The 19,877-nt window shown below is 50.7% G+C and carries 15 protein-coding genes and 1 pseudogene; 11 read left to right on the top strand and 5 right to left on the bottom strand.

Annotation, left to right across the window (positions count from 1 at the left end; translation table 11 throughout):
* Positions 1-1,431 carry a sodium:alanine symporter family protein gene (locus tag HV041_RS16785; protein ID WP_101741343.1) on the bottom strand — a complete coding sequence of 477 codons (1,431 nt, stop codon included), beginning with the start codon at positions 1,429-1,431 and terminating at the stop codon, positions 1-3.
* A gap of 274 nt (positions 1,432-1,705) precedes the next feature.
* Here HV041_RS16785 and tal point away from each other — a divergent pair, with 274 nt between their 5' ends.
* The 3 genes from tal (at position 1,706) to HV041_RS16770 (ending at position 4,789) form a co-directional block, all read left to right on the top strand.
* The gene (gene tal / locus HV041_RS16780) at positions 1,706-2,659 is read left to right on the top strand and encodes a transaldolase (RefSeq protein WP_005124064.1); all 954 of its coding nucleotides are present in this window, start codon (positions 1,706-1,708) and stop codon (positions 2,657-2,659) included.
* Positions 2,660-2,769: 110 nt separating this feature from the next.
* Entirely contained in the window at positions 2,770-3,357 is a 588-nt protein-coding gene (mog, locus tag HV041_RS16775; protein WP_003018973.1) for a molybdopterin adenylyltransferase, read from the top strand.
* Positions 3,358-3,481: 124 nt separating this feature from the next.
* The gene (locus HV041_RS16770) at positions 3,482-4,789 is read left to right on the top strand and encodes an MFS transporter (protein ID WP_121584167.1); all 1,308 of its coding nucleotides are present in this window, start codon (positions 3,482-3,484) and stop codon (positions 4,787-4,789) included.
* A 34-nt stretch (positions 4,790-4,823) separates the two neighbouring features.
* Here the strand turns inward: HV041_RS16770 and satP are convergent, their stop codons facing one another.
* The 3 genes from satP to HV041_RS16755 all read right to left on the bottom strand — a co-directional run bounded on the left by satP (position 4,824) and on the right by HV041_RS16755 (position 6,690).
* A complete protein-coding gene (gene satP / locus HV041_RS16765) occupies positions 4,824-5,390 on the bottom strand; it encodes an acetate uptake transporter (protein ID WP_003018969.1) in 567 nt (188 codons plus the stop codon).
* Between the two features lie 154 nt (positions 5,391-5,544).
* Positions 5,545-6,252 (bottom strand): acidic protein MsyB, encoded by a 708-nt coding sequence (gene msyB, locus HV041_RS16760; RefSeq protein ID WP_121584169.1) that lies wholly within the window; start codon positions 6,250-6,252, stop codon positions 5,545-5,547.
* 33 nt (positions 6,253-6,285) lie between these two features.
* Positions 6,286-6,690, bottom strand: coding sequence for a DUF2541 family protein (locus tag HV041_RS16755; protein WP_048212750.1), 405 nt, complete (start codon positions 6,688-6,690; stop codon positions 6,286-6,288).
* Between the two features lie 384 nt (positions 6,691-7,074).
* On the opposite strand from HV041_RS16755, the gene dnaK reads away from it, so the two are divergent.
* The 8 genes and pseudogenes from dnaK (at position 7,075) to nhaR (ending at position 17,757) form a co-directional block, all read left to right on the top strand.
* Positions 7,075-8,997: a molecular chaperone DnaK gene (dnaK, locus tag HV041_RS16750; RefSeq protein ID WP_003018959.1), complete on the top strand. Its 1,923-nt coding sequence runs from the start codon at positions 7,075-7,077 to the stop codon at positions 8,995-8,997.
* Between the two features lie 85 nt (positions 8,998-9,082).
* On the top strand, positions 9,083-10,216 hold the full coding sequence (gene dnaJ, locus HV041_RS16745) for a molecular chaperone DnaJ (RefSeq protein ID WP_182294247.1): 1,134 nt from the start codon (positions 9,083-9,085) through the stop codon (positions 10,214-10,216).
* 441 nt (positions 10,217-10,657) lie between these two features.
* Positions 10,658-11,422, top strand: a complete 765-nt coding sequence (locus HV041_RS16740) for an outer membrane protein OmpK (protein WP_048212749.1) — start codon at positions 10,658-10,660, stop codon at positions 11,420-11,422.
* 20 nt (positions 11,423-11,442) lie between these two features.
* The gene (locus HV041_RS16735; protein ID WP_121584170.1) at positions 11,443-12,936 is read left to right on the top strand and encodes a sulfatase-like hydrolase/transferase; all 1,494 of its coding nucleotides are present in this window, start codon (positions 11,443-11,445) and stop codon (positions 12,934-12,936) included.
* Positions 12,937-13,039: 103 nt separating this feature from the next.
* Entirely contained in the window at positions 13,040-14,236 is a 1,197-nt protein-coding gene (locus HV041_RS16730; RefSeq protein ID WP_121584171.1) for an anaerobic sulfatase maturase, read from the top strand.
* A gap of 26 nt (positions 14,237-14,262) precedes the next feature.
* Positions 14,263-15,522: pseudogene (locus tag HV041_RS16725) on the top strand (cytoplasmic protein).
* Between the two features lie 131 nt (positions 15,523-15,653).
* Complete coding sequence (gene nhaA / locus HV041_RS16720; protein WP_048212745.1) at positions 15,654-16,820, top strand: Na+/H+ antiporter NhaA; 1,167 nt, start codon at positions 15,654-15,656, stop codon at positions 16,818-16,820.
* A 37-nt stretch (positions 16,821-16,857) separates the two neighbouring features.
* A complete protein-coding gene (nhaR, locus tag HV041_RS16715; RefSeq protein ID WP_048212744.1) occupies positions 16,858-17,757 on the top strand; it encodes a transcriptional activator NhaR in 900 nt (299 codons plus the stop codon).
* A 49-nt stretch (positions 17,758-17,806) separates the two neighbouring features.
* On the opposite strand, the gene HV041_RS16710 is transcribed toward nhaR, so the two are convergent.
* Positions 17,807-19,846 carry a glycoside hydrolase family 31 protein gene (locus HV041_RS16710; protein WP_121584172.1) on the bottom strand — a complete coding sequence of 680 codons (2,040 nt, stop codon included), beginning with the start codon at positions 19,844-19,846 and terminating at the stop codon, positions 17,807-17,809.
* Between the last annotated feature and the right edge of the window lie 31 nt (positions 19,847-19,877).

The raw sequence follows: 19,877 nt of genomic DNA, 5'->3' as shown, positions 1-19,877 counted from the left end.
CTAGCTGCGCGGCGTTTCATCCCATGTATCCGGTGCAAGCTGTTGTCTGATATCAGGATAACGGTGCGGATCAAATTCCGGGCGCACACCGAGTTTGCGCTGGCGCAGATAGTCGCTGGCGATGGTATGGACAACCGGAGAAAGCAGCAGAATTGCCGTCAGGTTAGTGATGGCCATACAAGCCATAATGATATCGGCCAACTGCCAGACCAACGGGAAGCTGACTAATGTTCCGCCGATAACGGTGCTAACGGTGGCGATGCGCAATAGCCAGATGACACGCATATTGTCCAGTTTCAGGAAGACGAGATTGTTTTCCGCATAGATGTAGTTGGCGACAATTGAGCTAAAGGCAAACAGAATCACAATAAATGCGACAAACCCAGCCCCCCATTCGCCGGTCAGTGAGACCATGGCCTTCTGCAGCAACTGGATGCCTTCCATGGGCACATAGCCGGCGCCATTGCCTGCCAACAGAATAATCATGGCGCTGGCCGTACAGACAACGAGAGTGTCGCCTAACACACCGATCATTTGCACAATGCCTTGTGCCGCAGGATGCGGTGGCCAGGAGGCTGCCGACGCGGCTGCATTCGGCGTAGATCCCATTCCGGCTTCGTTAGAAAACATGCCGCGCTGAAAACCGTTGGCAATAGCCTGACTTAGCGTATATCCGGCCGCACCCGCCGCGGCTTCCTGCCAGCCAAAGGCGCTTTTTATAATGGTGACGATAATGTCGGGAAGCTGCCCGATATGCCACAGGCAGATGATGATGCTACATCCAACCCACAGCAGCGCCATCATCGGCACAAACCATTGCATCAGACGGGCAACACCATTAATACCGCCAATGATCACCAGGAATGACAGTATCGCCAAAGCGATGCCGGAAGCGAGGGGAGGGATGTCGAACGCAAATGCCAATGCGCGGGAGACAGAGTTTGCCTGAACGCTGTTAAAAATCAGTCCATAGGCAATAAGTAAAAAGATGGCAAAGAGTACGCCCATCCAGCGCATGCCCAGCCCACGTGCCATATACCACGCAGGGCCACCGCGGAACTGTCCTTTGCTATCGCGTTCTTTATACAGTTGCGCGAGTGAGCACTCGGCGAATGACGTTGCCATACCAATGACTGCTGAAACCCACATCCAGAAGACGGCCCCTGCGCCGCCAGCGGCGATCGCCAACGCTACGCCGGCCAGGTTCCCGCTACCAATACGTGCGGCAAGACTGGTGCACAATGCCTGAAACGAGGTTAAGCCACCCGGCTGCGGGCTAATGCTGTTTTTAAGACTTGTGCCAAACTGGCGAATGTAGCGGAACTGCACGAACCCGGTACGCCAGGTGAACCAACATCCTGCACCAAGCAGGAGGTAGATCATCACCGAACCCCAGAGTATTTCATTAATAAACAAGAAAAAATCAGGCATTAACATCCCTCTTGTTGATGCCGGTACGCGCGAATATTCCCATGTAAGCGCTACCAATTATCGAACAGTATATACCTTGTCAGGAGAGTGATTGCGGGAGTTTACCATAACAATGGGGATAACCCTTAATTGCGCATCAGGGGCTTTAAGATGCGTAATCGGGAATGAGCAGTGAGTTGGACAATCCCGGCGGTTGCGCTGAGAGTGCGTCGTGCTATCATCAGGGAAGATCGGTTACATCCCCCTAACAAGCTGTTTAAAGAGAATCGCTATCATGACGGACAAATTGACCTCCCTTCGTCAGTTCACCACAGTAGTGGCCGACACCGGAGACATCGCGGCAATGAAGCTGTATCAGCCTCAGGATGCCACAACTAACCCTTCTCTCATTCTTAACGCAGCGCAGATCCCAGAATACCGCAAGCTGATTGATGACGCTGTAGCCTGGGCTAAGCAGCAGAGCAACGACCGCGCTCAACAGGTCGTCGACGCGACCGACAAACTGGCCGTCAATATCGGTCTGGAGATCCTGAAACTGGTCCCGGGTCGTATCTCTACTGAAGTTGATGCTCGCCTGTCCTACGACACCGACGCGTCTATCGCGAAAGCAAAACGCCTGATCAAACTGTACAACGATGCTGGCATCAGCAACGATCGTATTCTGATCAAACTGGCTTCTACCTGGCAGGGTATCCGTGCCGCTGAGCAGCTGGAAAAAGAAGGTATCAACTGTAACCTGACCCTGCTGTTCTCCTTCGCGCAGGCGCGTGCATGTGCAGAAGCTGGCGTATACCTGATTTCTCCGTTCGTTGGTCGTATTCTTGACTGGTACAAAGCCAACACCGACAAGAAAGAGTATGCACCGGCAGAAGATCCGGGTGTGGTTTCCGTAACGGAAATCTACGAGTACTACAAACAGCACGGTTACGAAACCGTGGTGATGGGCGCGAGCTTCCGTAACATCGGCGAAATCATCGAGCTGGCAGGCTGCGATCGTCTGACGATTGCTCCGGCACTGCTGAAAGAACTGGCGGAAAGCGAAGGCGCTATCGAACGTAAACTGTCCTTCTCCGGCGAAGTGAAAGCGCGTCCTGCACGCATCACCGAAGCTGAGTTCCTGTGGCAGCACAACCAGGATCCGATGGCTGTAGACAAACTGGCGGACGGTATCCGTAAGTTTGCTGTAGACCAGGGTAAACTGGAAAAAATGATCGGCGATCTGCTGTAATCATTAGAGCGTGGCCCTGATATGGGTCACGCTACCTCTTCTGAAACCTGTCTGTCCTTCCTTTCGCAGTGTATCATTCTGTTTAACGAGACTGTTTAAACGGAATAATTATGAATACTTTACGCATTGGCCTGGTGTCCATTTCTGACCGTGCTTCCAGCGGCGTTTACCAGGATAAAGGTATCCCGGCCCTGGAAGAGTGGCTGGCGTCTGCCCTTACCACCCCCTTTGAACTGCAAACGCGGTTGATCCCGGATGAACAGGCGATCATCGAACAGACCTTATGCGAGCTGGTGGATGAAATGAGCTGTCATCTGGTGCTGACTACCGGCGGAACGGGTCCGGCACGTCGCGACGTGACGCCTGATGCCACGCTTGCCGTCGCTGACCGTCAGATGCCGGGCTTTGGCGAACAGATGCGCCAGATAAGTCTGCACTTTGTGCCAACGGCGATCCTCTCTCGTCAGGTCGGCGTGATTCGTAAACAGGCGCTGATCCTGAATCTGCCGGGGCAACCGAAATCAATCAAAGAAACGCTGGAAGGCGTGAAAGATGCCGACGGTAAGGTTATCGTACCGGGTATTTTTGCAAGTGTACCGTATTGTATACAGTTGCTGGATGGACCGTATGTGGAAACTGCACCGGCTGTTGTAGCATCTTTTCGTCCTAAAAGCGCAATTCGCGATACAAACGCCTGAAAGTAGCCCGATCATGACATAAGTGCCAATCACAGTGGAGTATTGAATTGTTTACGATATAGTAATTTTTGCTTTACATATATCGACAGACAGATTCAATAACTCCACTGACTGATGGTTTGCTATGTCACAACACACTCGACCGCTGAATCGCCAGGATTATAAAACTCTTACGCTTGCTGCCCTCGGCGGTGCGCTTGAGTTTTATGATTTCATTATCTTCGTCTTCTTTGCCGCTGTTGTTGGTGAACTCTTCTTTCCGGCAGACATTCCTGAGTGGCTACGTCAGGTGCAAACCTTCGGCATTTTTGCCGCCGGATATCTGGCGCGTCCGCTGGGTGGCATCATCATGGCGCACTTTGGCGATCTGGTCGGGCGTAAGAAAATGTTCACCCTGAGCATTTTGCTGATGGCGATACCGACGCTGGCGATTGGTCTTTTGCCTACCTACGCCTCAATGGGGATCCTCGCACCGCTGCTGTTACTGCTGATGCGCATTTTGCAAGGCGCTGCCATCGGCGGAGAAGTGCCGGGCGCGTGGGTGTTCGTGGCGGAGCACGTACCGGAGCGCCGCATCGGCATTGCCTGTGGCACGCTGACCGCCGGGCTGACGGTGGGGATTCTGTTGGGATCGGTGGTTGCGACGCTGGTGAATACCAACCTGACGCAACAGGCGGTGCATGACTACGGCTGGCGTATCCCGTTCCTGTTGGGGGGCGTTTTTGGGCTGGTGGCGATGTACCTGCGCCGCTGGCTGCAGGAAACGCCCATCTTTCTCGAGATGCAGCAACGTAAGGCGCTGGCGCAGGAACTGCCGGTAAAGTCGGTGGTGAGCAAACATAAAAAAGCGGTGGTGGTGTCAATGCTACTGACCTGGCTGCTCTCGGCCGGGATTGTAGTGGTGATCCTGATGTCGCCCGTCTGGTTGCAAAAGCAATATGGCTTTGCACCCGCGCTAACGTTACAGGCCAACAGTGTCGCTACCATTATGCTGTGCGTCGGCTGTCTGCTGGCCGGATTTATTGTCGACAGGGTTGGTGCCAGCAAAACCTTTACTGTCGGCAGCCTGTTGCTGGCCTGCTCGAGCTGGTTTTTCTATCACCTGACCGGCAGCCATCCTCAGCACTTGTTCCTGTTATACGGGCTGGTGGGATTATGCGTTGGCGTGGTCGGCGCAGTGCCTTATGTTATGGTGCGGGCGTTTCCGGCGGAAGTCCGTTTTACCGGTATTTCCTTTTCCTATAACGTCTCATATGCCATTTTTGGTGGTCTGACGCCAATCGCCGTGACGATGTTAATGAGCGTGTCGCCAATGGCTCCATCCTGGTATGTGCTGGCGTTATCGCTGGTGGGGTTAGGTCTGGGGATTTGGCTGCGACAGGATATTTATCATCGCGATACGAGCGTACAGGGAGAGTTACAGCGTTTGTAAGGAATATCCCCCCGTAAGGGGGGATATTGTCAGATTAGTGCGCTTCACCAATCGGCAGGATGGTACGGCCAAACTGTTCGTTCAGCACTTCACCCATCGCCAGGTAAATGGCGCTTGCGCCACACACTAAGCCAACCCAACCCGCTACGTGAATGATTGCTTCGTTACCTGCAATGTTGCCAACGGCCAGCAGGGCGAACAGCACGGTCAGGCTCAGGAACACGAACTGCAGCATGCGCGCGGCTTTCAGCGTACCGAAGAACATGAACAGAGTGAACACGCCCCACAGACCCAGGTAAGCGCCCAGGAACTGACCATTGGTTGCATCCGCGAGGCCCATTTTCGGCATCAGCAGAATCGCAACCAGCGTCAGCCAGAACGAACCGTAGGAGGTAAAGGCGGTTAAACCGAAGGTGTTGCCTTTTTTATATTCCAGAAGACCGGCAAAAATTTGCGCGATACCGCCGTAGAAAATGCCCATCGCCAGAATAATAACGTCTAAAGCGAAGAAACCCGCGTTGTGCAGGTTAAGCAGAATGGTGGTCATGCCAAAGCCCATCAGGCCCAGCGGTGCCGGATTAGCCAACTTAGTGTTGCCCATAATTCCTCAAAATCATCATTGATTGAATGGTGAAATAGTTTCCCCAAATAACGATCACTGTCTTCGGGGCGCGGCATAATAATCAGGGGAGAGGGCACTGTCTATGATCTCACGAAGGGAAAATGAATTATTTTCCCTGTGATGGGCATCACGCTTATGTGTGGTTGAGCATTCTGCGCAGGCAGGCGATGTGGAGTACCGCTGGGATCGTCACGCGATAAGCGCTGCCGCTCACCGCTTTAACTCCGTTTAAAGCCGCACCTACCGGGCCGCCAAGTCCGGCTCCGCGCAGTAATCCGTGCCCGATTACGCTGACAGCGGCGTGGGTTCGCAGAATTTTGGTTAACTGGCCGGAGAGCAGGTGAGAGACGCCTTTTGCCAGGTGACGATCTTTCAGTAATAACGGTAGCAGTTCTTCCAGTTCAGAAACTTTTGCATCGACAGCCTGCAGAAATTCCTGCTTTTGTCCGGCATCCATTTTTTGCCAGGCGTTGCGTAAAAAATGTTCCAGCAGATATTGTTCAATTTCGAACGTAGACATTTCTTTATCTGCTTTGAGCTTTAGCCGCTTTGAGACATCCAGCAAAATCGCCCGATACAGTTTTCCATGTCCACGGAGTTTATTGGCAATGCTGTCACCGCCGTAATGTTGAAGCTCGCCTGCGATTAATTGCCAGTTGCGGCGGTGCTGTTCCGGGTGTCCTTCCATCGATTTAAATAAATCGTTGTGGTTGAGAACGCTCGACAGACGGGCTTTCCCCTTTTCATTATGCGTAAGCAGGCGGGTAATATTGGCGAGCTGCTCCTCACTGCAATGCTGAAGAAAATCGAGATCGTCGTCATTCAAATAGGTGACATTCATGTTTCTATGGCTTTTGAATAAAAGTATGGGGAATTAGTCGTCGCCGATGATTTTCAGCGTCGCCATATCAGAAGAGTTCACCGTATGACCGGAGAAGGTAATTTTTTTCACGCAGCGCTTATTGTCGTTGTCGCTATTGATGTTGATCCAATTGGTCGTTTGCCCTTCTTTGATGGAGGAAGGCACGTTCAGACTCTGGCTGGACATGCGGGCAGCCTTGAAATAAACCGATGCACCACTGAGCTGTAAATCACCATGATCGGCCGTAAGTTGAATGCGTTTCACCACGCGGCAAACGGGAAGTTTCAGCGTCAGATCGTTGGTTTCATTACGGGGCATGGCGATCACGCCGAGGACTTTATGATCGTTAGCGTGTGCGGCGTTGCTCAGCAGCAGGCCCATAAGCAGGCTGGCGGAAAGGGTTAATACGGATTTCATGGAATTTCTCTTTGACGGCTGTAAAAGTGTGTCGTTTCAGACCATCTTACCGCTGTCAGAATCACGATTCATGCTTGTAATCTTTTCTTTTTATTACAATTTTTCCGTGAATAATTTTACAGTTTTCATTGGTTTTATGAATTAATTTTAATTGGCGACTATTCATTTTTTCAGCTTTCTGCCTTTTCTCTACGATTTTATCGCCACTGCGCTAAAAAAAAATTTTCATGCCCCCCTTGATGACGTGGGTTACGACCCCATCTTGTAAGCAACCGCAGTGGTGAGTCTGAAAAAAAACGATTCAGGGTAGTTGAAACCGCACGTTTCGCCCTTATTACAGATTCACAACCACATGATGACCGAATTTTTAGTGGAGACGTTTAGATGGGTAAAATTATTGGTATCGACCTGGGTACTACCAACTCTTGTGTAGCGATTATGGATGGCACTACTGCACGTGTGCTGGAGAACGCCGAGGGCGATCGCACCACGCCTTCTATCATTGCTTATACCCAGGATGGTGAAACTCTGGTTGGTCAGCCGGCTAAACGTCAGGCAGTGACAAACCCGCAAAACACCCTGTTTGCGATTAAACGCCTGATTGGCCGCCGCTTCCAGGACGAAGAAGTACAGCGTGATGAAGCTATCATGCCGTACAAAATCATCGGTGCTGACAACGGTGATGCATGGATTGACGTAAAAGGTCAGAAACTGGCACCGCCGCAGATTTCTGCTGAAGTGCTGAAAAAAATGAAGAAAACGGCTGAAGATTACCTGGGTGAGCCGGTAACTGAAGCAGTTATCACCGTACCTGCATACTTTAACGATGCTCAGCGTCAGGCAACTAAAGACGCCGGTCGTATCGCAGGTCTGGAAGTAAAACGTATCATCAACGAACCAACCGCAGCTGCGCTGGCTTACGGTCTGGATAAAGAAGTCGGCAACCGTACTATCGCGGTATATGACCTCGGTGGTGGTACTTTCGATATCTCTATTATCGAAATCGACGAAGTTGACGGCGAAAAAACCTTCGAAGTTCTGGCAACCAACGGTGATACCCACCTGGGTGGTGAAGACTTCGACAGCCGTATGATCAACTACCTGGTTGACGAGTTTAAGAAAGATCAGGGTATCGACCTGCGTAATGACCCGCTGGCGATGCAGCGTCTGAAAGAAGCCGCTGAGAAAGCGAAGATTGAGCTGTCTTCCGCTCAGCAGACCGACGTGAACCTGCCGTACATCACTGCAGACGCGACCGGTCCGAAACACATGAACATCAAAGTGACCCGTGCGAAACTGGAAAGCCTGGTTGAAGACCTGGTTAACCGTTCTATCGAGCCGCTGAAAGTTGCTCTGCAGGATGCTGGCCTGTCCGTATCTGATATCAACGACGTTATCCTCGTTGGTGGTCAGACGCGTATGCCGATGGTGCAGAAGAAAGTCGCTGAGTTCTTCGGTAAAGAACCGCGTAAAGACGTTAACCCGGACGAAGCCGTAGCAATCGGTGCTGCTGTTCAGGGTGGTGTATTGACCGGTGATGTTAAAGACGTGCTGCTGCTGGACGTTACCCCGCTGTCTCTGGGTATCGAAACCATGGGTGGCGTAATGACTCCGCTGATCGCGAAAAACACCACTATCCCGACCAAGCACAGCCAGGTGTTCTCTACCGCTGAAGACAACCAGTCTGCGGTAACCATCCACGTGCTGCAGGGTGAACGTAAACGCGCTGCTGATAACAAAGATCTTGGTCAGTTTAACCTGGATGGCATCAGCCCGGCTCCGCGCGGTATGCCGCAGATCGAAGTGACTTTTGACATCGATGCCGACGGTATCCTGCACGTTTCCGCGAAAGACAAAAACAGCGGTAAAGAGCAGAAGATCACCATCAAGGCTTCTTCTGGTCTGAACGAAGAAGAAATTCAGAAAATGGTTCGCGAAGCAGAAGCGAACGCAGAATCTGACCGTAAGTTTGAAGAGCTGGTTCAGACCCGTAACCAGGGTGACCATCTGCTGCACAGCACTCGCAAGCAGGTTGAAGAAGCAGGCGACAAGCTGCCGGCTGACGACAAAACTGCCATCGAGTCTGCACTGACCGCGCTGGAAACTTCTCTGAAAGGTGAAGACAAAGCGGATATCGAAGCGAAAATGCAGGCGCTGGCACAGGTTTCCCAGAAACTGATGGAAATCGCTCAGCAGCAGCACGCACAGCAACAGGCTGGTGCAGCAGGCGCTGATGCTTCTGCAAATAACGCGAAAGATGACGACGTTGTCGACGCCGAGTTTGAAGAAGTGAAAGACAAAAAATAATCGCCCTTTGAACGGGTAATTACTGGCACGGGCGAAGAGGTTTCCTCTCCGCCCGTGCACGCATGTTAGGGGCAGATAAAAAGAGATGGCTAAGCAAGACTATTACGAGATTTTAGGCGTTTCCAAATCAGCGGAAGAGCGTGAAATCAAAAAGGCCTACAAGCGCCTGGCCATGAAATATCACCCGGATCGCAACCAGGGTGATAAAGAGGCCGAAGCCAAGTTTAAAGAGATCAAAGAAGCGTACGAGATCCTGACCGATGCGCAAAAACGTGCGGCCTACGATCAGTACGGTCATGCTGCGTTTGAGCAAGGCGGCATGGGCGGCGGCGGCGGTTTTGGCGGCGGGGCTGACTTCAGCGATATCTTTGGTGACGTGTTTGGCGATATCTTTGGCGGCGGTCGTGGTCGTCAGCGCGCCTCACGTGGTGCTGATTTACGTTACAACATGGATCTCACTCTGGAAGAAGCCGTGCGTGGCGTCACCAAAGAGATCCGTATCCCTACGCTGGAAGAGTGTGACGTTTGCCACGGCAGCGGCGCGAAGGCAGGCACTCAGCCACAAACCTGTCCAACCTGTCACGGTTCTGGTCAGGTACAGATGCGCCAGGGCTTTTTTGCCGTACAGCAGACCTGTCCGCACTGTCAGGGCCGCGGTACGCTGATCAAAGATCCGTGCAACAAATGCCACGGGCATGGTCGCGTTGAGAAGAGCAAAACGCTGTCTGTTAAAATCCCGGCTGGGGTTGATACCGGCGACCGTATCCGTTTGTCTGGTGAAGGCGAAGCCGGTGAGCATGGCGCGCCAGCAGGTGATCTGTACGTGCAGGTGCAGGTTAAACAGCACCCAATCTTCGAGCGTGAAGGCAATAACCTGTACTGCGAAGTGCCGATTAACTTTGCAATGGCAGCCCTGGGTGGCGAGATTGAAGTCCCGACGCTGGATGGTCGCGTGAAGTTAAAAATTCCGGGTGAAACGCAGACCGATAAACTGTTCCGCATGCGTGGTAAAGGCGTTAAGTCTGTACGCGGCGGCGCACAGGGCGATCTGCTGTGCCGTGTGGTGGTTGAAACCCCGGTGGGCCTCAACGACAAACAGAAACAGCTGTTGAAAGATCTGCAGGATAGCTTTGGTGGCCCGACGGGTGAACAAAACAGCCCGCGTTCCAAAAGCTTCTTCGACGGCGTGAAGAAATTCTTTGACGATTTGACGCGCTAAAATAAAAGTAGAGAAAAGGCCATTTCAGCGATGAGATGGCCTTTTTTTTACCTGGCAGATGGATATCCAGACCCTTACCGGCATCGGATATATTATTTTACCTTGTTGGAATAGTATGATGTGTGGAGCAGTGCTACGGTTTTAGAACTAACATCTTTTTTGACTATTCACAACCGCATACCTGGTTGATGTGATTGTTTTAACATCAATAAATAATCACGGCCAACCTAATTTAAAAGGCAACTACAGTCATATTTCTGGCGAAATAATTACTTATCTCCTCTCAAACAACATATTCTGACACACTACCAGTAATAACGATTCACCTTCCTTGATGTGAGATTTACATCACTATCCTGTCATTCTATTTCATTATTATTTGTCACCGCGGTAACACAATATTTATTGATGGATTAATTATAATTATGGGGAATACATTCAATGCCTCGGATAAAAAATGGACTATTAGCTTGTCTTATACTTATAGTGCCTTCTCTTTTTAGCCATGCAGCACAAGCTCTGGAGTATAAAAATTCTTTTGGGTCGATTAATGCCGGTTATGCCGACTGGAATAGCGGATTTGTCAATGTACATCGTGGCGAGGTTTGGAAAGCAACAGCGGATTTTGGTGTCAATTTTCGAGAAGCCGAATTTTACTCATTTATTGAAAGTAATGTGTTAAATCATGCTGTAGCCGGTCGAAATCATACGGTGTCGGCGATGACCCATGTGCGTCTCTTTGATTCTGATTATACCTTCTTTGGCAAGATTTATGGCCAGTGGGATAACTCCTGGGGCGACGATCTGGATATGTTTTATGGTCTGGGTTATCTCGGCTGGAGCGGAGATTGGGGGTTTTTAAAACCCTATATAGGTTTGCATAACCAATCTGGTGATTATGTATCACAACGATACGGACAAACCAGCGGCTGGAATGGCTACGTTATTGGCTGGACTGCGGCTTACAATTTTACTTTATTTGGTGAGAAATTTGTTTTATCTGACTGGAATGAAATTGAGCTTGATAGAAATGATGCTTATGCGGAACAGCAATTTGGCCGGAATGGATTAAATGGCGGATTAACACTGGCGTGGAAATTTTATCCACGATGGAAAGCTACAGTGACGTATCGCTATTTTGAAAACAAACTGGGTTATGACGGTTACGGGGATCAGATGATTTATATGATTGGGTATTCATTTTAAATAAAACCAAAGGATCGGAAATGAAAAAAACAGTCGTGGCGAGTTTGGTTGGGCTGGCATTATGTGCCGGGAGCGCATTACAAACAACATATGCAGCTTCAGCGAAACAGCCTAATTTAGTGATTATTATGGCTGATGATTTGGGCTATGGCGATCTCGCGACTTATGGCCATCAAATCGTCAAAACGCCTAATATCGACAAGCTGGCACAGGAAGGGGTGAAATTTACCGACTACTATGCGCCCGCGCCGCTGTGCTCTCCTTCTCGTGCGGGTTTATTAACGGGACGTATGCCATTCCGTACAGGGATCCGTTCCTGGATCCCTGAAGGCAAAGATGTCGCGTTGGGACGGAATGAACTGACGATTGCCAACCTGTTAAAGCAACAGAGGTATGACACGGCGATGATGGGGAAATTGCACCTGAATGCCGGGGGCGATCGCACCGATCAACCGCAGGCGAAGGACATGGGGTTTGACTACACCCTGGTAAACCCGGCGGGATTCGTCACGGATGCTACGCTTGATAACGCAAAAGAACGTCCCCGCTATGGCATGGTGCATCCCACTGGCTGGATCCGTAATGGACAGCATATTGGTCGTGCGGACACCATGAGCGGCGAGCTTGTCAGTTCTGAAGTCGTCAACTGGCTGGATAACAAGAAAGACGACAAACCGTTCTTCTTATATGTCGCGTTCACGGAAGTTCACAGTCCGCTGGCCTCACCGAAAAAGTACCTCGACATGTATTCGCAATATATGAGCGCTTACCAGAAACAGCATCCGGATCTGTTTTATGGCGACTGGGCGGATAAGCCGTGGCGAGGAACAGGCGAATACTACGCGAACATCAGCTATATGGATGCTCAGGTCGGTAAAGTAATGGATAAGATCAAGGCAATGGGTGAAGAAGATAACACCATTGTCATTTTCACCAGTGATAACGGCCCAGTGACACGCGAGGCTCGCAAAGTATATGAACTGAACCTGGCGGGTGAAACGGATGGGCTTCGCGGCCGTAAAGATAACCTTTGGGAAGGCGGTATCCGTGTTCCGGCAATCATCAAGTACGGTAAACATATTCCGCAGGGGATGGTAACGGATACGCCAGTTTATGGTCTTGACTGGGTGCCGACGTTAGCAAACATGATGAATTTTAAACTGCCAACAGATCGTACCTACGATGGGCAGTCTCTGGTTCCATTACTTGAACAGAAAACGTTAGCACGTCAGAAACCACTCATCTTTGGCATTGATATGCCGTTCCAGGATGATCCTACTGACGAATGGGCGATCCGTGATGGCGACTGGAAGATGATTATCGATCGTGAAAATAAACCCAAATACCTCTACAACCTGAAAAAAGATCGCTTTGAAACGCTTAATCAGATTGGGAAACAACCTGAAATCGAGAAACAACTGTATGGCAAGTTCCTGAAATACAAACAGGACATTGACAACGATTCGCTGATGAAAGCTCGCGGTGACAAGCCAACGCCAGTCACCTGGGGCTAACTGAATAATTATAAGAAACATAAGGTATGCCACTTAGGGCTATGCCCGCCTGGTTCAACGCTTTTGTGCTGAGCCAGGTTCTTTTATTTATGGAGCTATCACAATGCAGACAAAAAGTTGTCAGGTCATGATTAAACCGACAGGCTCGGTATGTAATCTGGACTGTAAATACTGTTTTTATCTGGAAAAGGAGATGCTTTATCCGGATAGAAAAGCGAATTACAGAATGTCAGATGACATGCTCGAGTTATTCATCAAACAGCATATTGCCGCGCAGGATGTGAATGACGTGATTTTTGCGTGGCAGGGGGGAGAACCTACGCTGATGGGGTTGGCATTTTATCGGCGAGCGCTGGCATTGCAGCAGCGTTATTCTGGCGGTAAAACGATTATAAATACCTTCCAGACTAACGGTATATTGATTGACGACGAATGGGCTATTTTTTTTAAGCAACACGCCTTCCTGGTGGGCGTTTCTATTGATGGTGATGCCGCGTTACATGATGAATGGCGGGTTACTCGTTCGGGTAAACCGACGCATGGGAAAGTTGAACAGGCCGTTAAATGTCTGGTACGCCACGGTGTAGAATTTAATACGCTGACGGTGGTGAATCGCACGAATATGCATCACCCGGTGCGAGTCTATAACTATCTGAAAAGCATTGGCAGTCGCTATATGCAGTTTATTCCGCTCATCGAAAGAAGCGCTGAAGAGGGGGGTATTGGTCTGGCACATCCTGAAGGCGGACAAACAAGAATGATGCCGTGGTCGGTTGATTCACTGCAATTTGGCCATTTTCTCAACGCTATTTTTGATGTCTGGGTCCGTAACGATATTGGTGATATCGGCATACAGATGTTTGAGCAGACGCTCGCGGCGTGGTGCGGGTTACCACCGCAGGTATGCGTGTTTGCACCAACCTGCGGTAGCGCATTCGCCATGGAAATGAACGGCGATGTGTATAACTGCGATCATTTTGTGTATCCGCAGTACAAGTTGGGGAATATTCAGGATTCGACGCTGCGCGCGATGAACAATAGCGAAAAAAACCGGCAGTTTGGCGAGGATAAGCGACGCACAATGGCACAAGAATGTGACTCCTGCTCATGGCAGTTCGCCTGTTATGGCGGTTGTCCTAAGCATCGTTTTTTGCCGTCAATATCAGGTAAAAGAAATCACAACTATTTGTGCGCGGGATTTAAGTCGTTTTTCTCTCATACCGCAATGACGATGAGTGCCATGAAAACACTCTACGAAAATGGTTTTTCACCTGTAGAGATAAAATCAGTATTTGCTTGAACGTATCGTATTCGCAGGGAGTGAATATGTTTTCCTGGATTAATGTCGATAGTTGTAAAACGCCCGGCTGCAAAAATATGGGTATGTTGAACAGCCCGGATTACCAAAACCAAGGGAAAAATATACTATGCCGGGCCTGCGGTTTTCTCTTCCCCATTATTTCGGAACGATCACTCAACCGCTTTCGTCAGTCGGTTAATCAGGCATGGAAAGGACTGATAAAATCCTGCCCCCACTGCGGGGGAATTTCACTCAAAAAGTACGGTTTTTCTGCGCAAGGAGAACCGCGTATTTACTGTCAGCGTTGTCATAAAACATTTATTTCTCCTGTCAGGCAGAAAACAGATGCGCGTCAGGATTATCTCGCCACGCTGATTCAGGAAGGTGCGACACTGGCGGATATTCGCACCGCACTCGTGCTGGATAGCACCGGGTTGAATCGGGAGTTACAGAAACTCTCTCGCAATGCAAATCTGGCGGAACGCGAATTTACTTTTCCTACGTTTGATATCGCCATGAGCACGCGCGCTTTTCGGATCAAATTTAACGGTAGTGATAGTTTTCTGTATGTGTTGGTCACTGCAGAAGAGAATACCGGTCGAATTGTTGCCGTTACGACAAATTACTCAGCTCATCCCGTAGAGGCTGAGTATCAGTATCATTCTGACTATGAAGAACGCCTGCCTCCCGGTACGTTGGCGCATATTGTGCAACGTAAAGAAGTGATAACGATGCGGCGGGAGACGCTTTTTGATGTGGATTACGGTCCTGCAATATTGCACAAAAATGATCCGGGGATGTTAGTTAAACCCGTTTTGCCAGCTTATCGCCATTTCGAGTTGGTTAAAATGCTCACGGATGAACGTTCTCTCAATATTCAGCATTACCTCGATCAGGAATGCTTTATCCTGGGAGGATGTATGATGGCGAATATACAGCATGTTCAGCAAGGGCGTTGCCACATTGCTTTTGTGAGAGAACGTGGAGAATCAGCACCGCAAAAAGATATTCCGCCAAGGTTATTTATGGGGGGCGGCATCCGTAATAACGTTTGGTGAACATTCACCACGCGTGACTACGCGCTGGCAGTATGCAACTTAACAGAGAACCGAAAAACGAGTATGCAACGCAGCGCCACGCTTGTGAGTGCGACCCGTTTTATCCATTTTATCGATACACATCCTTTTCTGGCACACCTCAACCGTATGTCTCCGGCAAATGTGACGGCAACGCTGGACCATCTCAGATACGCGTTTAATGCGCGACATCACCCAAGTGAAGGTTAACTGATACAACATTCTCTTATTATAATGCTCGGAAAAGCCGACTCATTCATCATGAATAATCTAATTTTAACGAGCTTTTTGCGGGTGTAAGATAGTAATTACGAAGTATTCACCCAATAGAGAGAATAAAAGTGAAACATCTGCATCGTTTTTTTAGTAGCGACGCCTCGGGAGGCATCATCCTGATCATCGCAGCCGCAGTCGCTATGCTGATGGCAAATATCGGGGTTACCAGTGGATGGTACCACGCCTTTCTGGAAACACCTGTCCAACTGCGGGTTGGCGCGCTTGAAATCAACAAAAATATGCTGCTGTGGATCAACGACGCGTTGATGGCGGTATTCTTCCTGTTGATTGGTCTGGAAGTGAAGCGTGAGTTAATGCAGGGCTCGCTTGCCAGCCTGCGTCAGGCGGCGTTTCCAATTATTGCCGCGATTGGCGGCATGATTGTCCCGGCGTTGCTGTATCTGGCATTCAACTATGCCGACCCTATCACTCGTGAAGGATGGGCAATCCCGGCAGCAACGGATATCGCTTTTGCATTAGGCGTGTTGGCGTTATTGGGCAGTCGCGTTCCGCTGGCACTGAAAATCTTCCTGATGGCGCTGGCGATTATCGATGACCTCGGCGCGATTGTGATCATCGCGTTGTTCTACACCAGCGATCTCTCGTTGTTGTCTCTGGGCGTCGCCGCGTGCGCAATTCTCGTCCTGGCGGCATTGAATCTGTGCGGTGTCAGACGCACCGGTATTTATATTCTGGTTGGCGTCGTGCTATGGACGGCAGTGCTGAAGTCCGGCGTGCATGCAACTCTGGCAGGCGTGATCGTTGGTTTCTTCATTCCGTTAAAGGAAAAACATGGGCGCTCACCGGCAAAGCGTCTGGAGCATGTCCTGCATCCGTGGGTGGCTTATCTGATCCTGCCGCTGTTTGCCTTCGCTAACGCAGGTGTTTCGCTGCAGGGCGTGACGCTGGATGGATTGACCTCTATCCTGCCGCTGGGAATTATCGCTGGCCTGCTTATCGGTAAGCCGCTGGGGATCAGCCTGTTCTGCTGGCTGGCATTACGTCTCAAGGTGGCGCAACTGCCTGAAGGCACGAGTTTCCAGCAAATTATGGCGGTCGGTATTCTGTGCGGCATCGGCTTTACAATGTCGATTTTCATCGCCAGTCTGGCGTTTGGTAACGTTGATCCGGAGCTGATTAACTGGGCAAAACTGGGGATCCTGATTGGTTCACTGTTGTCGGCAGTTATCGGTTATAGCTGGCTGCGTACCCGGTTGAATACGTCAGCCTGAGCAGATAACTCTTTGGTGACAATTTCAGGGAGAGAGTATGTCTCATATAAATTACAACCACCTGTATTACTTCTGGCATGTGTATAAAGAAGGATCGGTGGTGGGTGCCGCAGAAGCGCTTTATCTGACACCGCAAACTATTACCGGGCAGATCAAAGCGCTTGAGGAACGCTTACAAGGGAAGTTGTTTAAGCGTAAGGGGCGAGGGCTGGAACCCAGCGAGTTAGGCGAATTAGTTTTCCGTTATGCGGATAAAATGTTCACCTTAAGCCAGGAAATGCTGGATATCGTGAACTATCGCAAAGAGTCGAATTTGCTGTTTGATGTCGGCGTGGCGGATGCATTATCGAAGCAACTGGTTAGCAGCGTGCTGGATGCTGCTGTGGTTGAGAACGAGCAAATCCATCTGCGTTGTTTTGAATCAACACACGAGATGCTGCTGGAGCAGCTCAGCCAGCATAAGCTGGATATGATTATCTCCGATTGCCCGATCGACTCAACGCAGCAGGAAGGGCTGTTCTCGGTGCGGATTGGCGAATGCAGCGTGAGCTTTTGGTGCACCAGGCCGCTGCCTGAGAAACCGTTTCCGGCCTGTCTGGAAGAGCGTCGATTGCTGATCCCTGGTCGTCGTTCGATGCTTGGACGTAAGCTGTTGAACTGGATTAACTCACAAGGACTGAACGTTGAAATCCTTGGCGAGTTTGATGACGCCGCGCTGATGAAAGCGTTTGGCGCAACGCATAACGCGATATTCGTTGCCCCTACGCTGTATTCACACAATTTCTATGCTGATGATTCTATTGTTGAAATTGGACGCGTTGAGAATGTGATGGAGGAGTATCACGCCATATTCGCGGAGAGGATGATCCAGCATCCGGCGGTGCAGCGTATTTGCAATGCCAACTATTCAGCACTGTTCAAGCCGCCACAGGTCTAAACGCCTTCATGTTGCCGGCTGCGGTGTACTAACCGCAGCCGGGCTATGACTACAGTTTCAACATATTACGATACTGCCCGCCTTCGCGGATAAATACCGGAATTCTGTTCAGGGGAGCGTCATAGCGCAGCGTTTGTCCTCCCTGATAGCTCTCGCCGGTCGCAAAATCCGTCCATGTTTCCCCTTCTGGCAACCAAACGTCGCGTTCGCGCATACCTTCATGCATAACGGGCGCAACCAACAGATCGGGGCCGAAACAGTACTGGTCGGTGATTTCCCAGCTTTTTAGCTGATCGGGGAACTCAAAAAATAGGGTACGCATCACCGGTGTATTGTAGTTATGCGTTTCTGCCATTAACGCTTTGATGTAGGGCTTGAGCTTCTCACGCAGTGTCAGGCAACCCGTTAGCACATCACACACATCCTCACCGTAGCTCCAGATCTCGTTGGGCGCGCCGGTAGGGCACTGGGCAATCCCGTCCCGATAAGGCTGCTGCGGTAAAATCTGCGGATCGCGGTTGCCGTGCAGGCGCATCACCGGGCTAAACACGCCCCACTGGAACCAGCGAATCAGTAGCTCATGAAAGCGTGGGTCGTGAATATTGCCGCCATGAAAGCCGCCAATATCTGTTGTCCACCATGGGATACCTGCAATCCCCATATTCATCCCGGCGGCAAACTGATTGCGCAGAGAACGAAACGATGAGTGGATATCACCTGACCACACCAGCGCGCCGTATTTCTGACTTCCAGCCCAGGCGCAGCGCAGCAGGTTGATAACCTGGTCTTCGCCATTGGCTTTCATGCCGTCAAAAAAGGTTTTGGCGTACATTCGCGGGTAGATATTGCCCACTTCCAGCACCGGTCCGGCGTGGTAGCGATAGTTATCGTAGTCGTAAACGCTGAACTCCGGCTCGGCTTCATCTAGCCAGAAGAGCTTCACGCCTTTATCGTAATAGTTGCGTTTTGCTTTACTCCAGACGTAGTCGCGAGCGCCGGGATGGGTGGCATCAAAGAAAGTGGTATTGCCGAGAAAATCCATATTAATTGGCAATCCGCGCTCCGTTTGTACCAGCCAGCCGTTTTCGCGCATCTCCCGATAGCTCTCGGTGCGATTGTCCACCGTCGGCCAGACGGAGACCATCAGCTCAATACCCAGCGATTTTAACTCGGCGATCATGGCATCGGGATCGGGCCAGTCGCGCGAGTCGAACATCCAGTCCCCCTGATTTGGCCAGTGGAAGAAATCGATAACGATTACCGAGATGGGGAGATTGCGCCGTTTGTACTCGCGGGCGACTGCGAGCAGCTCCTCCTGGGTGCGATAGCGTAACTTGCACTGCCAGAAGCCCATGGCGTAATCCGGCATCATCGGCGGCGTGCCCGTGGCGAGCGCATACGCCTGGCTAATTTCTGCCGGGGTATCGCCAGCGGTGATCCAGTAGTCCAACTGTTCGCTGACCTGAGCTTCCCACTCGGTCACGTTATGGGCGAACGTCACGCGGCCGACCGCCGGGTTGTTCCATAAAAATCCGTAGCCCAGGCTTGAGAGCATAAAGGGCACCGAGGCCTGAGAGTTACGCTGGGCCAGTTCGAGCACGCATCCTTTGAGATCCAGATTGGCCTGCTGATATTGGCCCATGCCGTAAATTTTTTCCCCTTCGGCAGCTTCGAAGCGGGCTTTAATCGAATATTTTCCTCCCTGAATAGGGCGGAACTCGCGCCCTTCAAGGTTTAGGGCACTGACATACTGGCCGTGGGAAGATTCGTCCTCGCCGATTTCGCCCCGCAGACGCCAGAACTCCTGCAACAGGGGTTTGTGTGGATGGCGGTAAAAGGTAACTTGTCCTTTTTGATTGACGATAGCGATAATTTTGCCGTTGGTCAGCGTCGCTTGGTGGTGCTCATAAACGATGTGGCAGGCGCTTTCTGTGACTGGCTCCGTGAGCGCCCAGTCCTCATTTCGCATAACCGGAAGATGACGGCCACTGCGTACGCGCAGGCTGTTCTCGCCCCAGGGTTCAATCCACAAATAGCGATCGTTTTGCTGCCAGACCAGACGACGCGGGTCATGTTGCACAAATGGCATGGTGGTGCCTCCCATATTTTGAGGGTAAAGA

This window comes from Citrobacter sp. RHBSTW-00029, from assembly GCF_014104295.1.
Lineage (GTDB): Bacteria > Pseudomonadota > Gammaproteobacteria > Enterobacterales > Enterobacteriaceae > Citrobacter > Citrobacter youngae.
Note: the sequence above shows the minus strand (reverse complement) of the source record. Positions and strands in the feature narration are given on the sequence as shown.

Bases quoted from the DNA above. Each gene is read 5' to 3' on its own strand.
- mog (WP_003018973.1), top strand. From the start codon at position 2,770: ATGAATACTTTACGCATTGGCCTGGTGTCCATTTCTGACCGTGCTTCC.
- satP (WP_003018969.1), bottom strand. From the start codon at position 5,390: ATGGGCAACACTAAGTTGGCTAATCCGGCACCGCTGGGCCTGATGGGC.
- HV041_RS16735 (WP_121584170.1), top strand. From the start codon at position 11,443: ATGAAAAAAACAGTCGTGGCGAGTTTGGTTGGGCTGGCATTATGTGCC.
- HV041_RS16770 (WP_121584167.1), top strand. From the start codon at position 3,482: ATGTCACAACACACTCGACCGCTGAATCGCCAGGATTATAAAACTCTT.
- HV041_RS16710 (WP_121584172.1), bottom strand. From the start codon at position 19,846: ATGCCATTTGTGCAACATGACCCGCGTCGTCTGGTCTGGCAGCAAAAC.
- HV041_RS16755 (WP_048212750.1), bottom strand. From the start codon at position 6,690: ATGAAATCCGTATTAACCCTTTCCGCCAGCCTGCTTATGGGCCTGCTG.
- HV041_RS16740 (WP_048212749.1), top strand. From the start codon at position 10,658: ATGCCTCGGATAAAAAATGGACTATTAGCTTGTCTTATACTTATAGTG.
- dnaJ (WP_182294247.1), top strand. From the start codon at position 9,083: ATGGCTAAGCAAGACTATTACGAGATTTTAGGCGTTTCCAAATCAGCG.
- msyB (WP_121584169.1), bottom strand. From the start codon at position 6,252: ATGAATGTCACCTATTTGAATGACGACGATCTCGATTTTCTTCAGCAT.
- HV041_RS16785 (WP_101741343.1), bottom strand. From the start codon at position 1,431: ATGCCTGATTTTTTCTTGTTTATTAATGAAATACTCTGGGGTTCGGTG.
- tal (WP_005124064.1), top strand. From the start codon at position 1,706: ATGACGGACAAATTGACCTCCCTTCGTCAGTTCACCACAGTAGTGGCC.
- dnaK (WP_003018959.1), top strand. From the start codon at position 7,075: ATGGGTAAAATTATTGGTATCGACCTGGGTACTACCAACTCTTGTGTA.
- nhaR (WP_048212744.1), top strand. From the start codon at position 16,858: ATGTCTCATATAAATTACAACCACCTGTATTACTTCTGGCATGTGTAT.
- HV041_RS16730 (WP_121584171.1), top strand. From the start codon at position 13,040: ATGCAGACAAAAAGTTGTCAGGTCATGATTAAACCGACAGGCTCGGTA.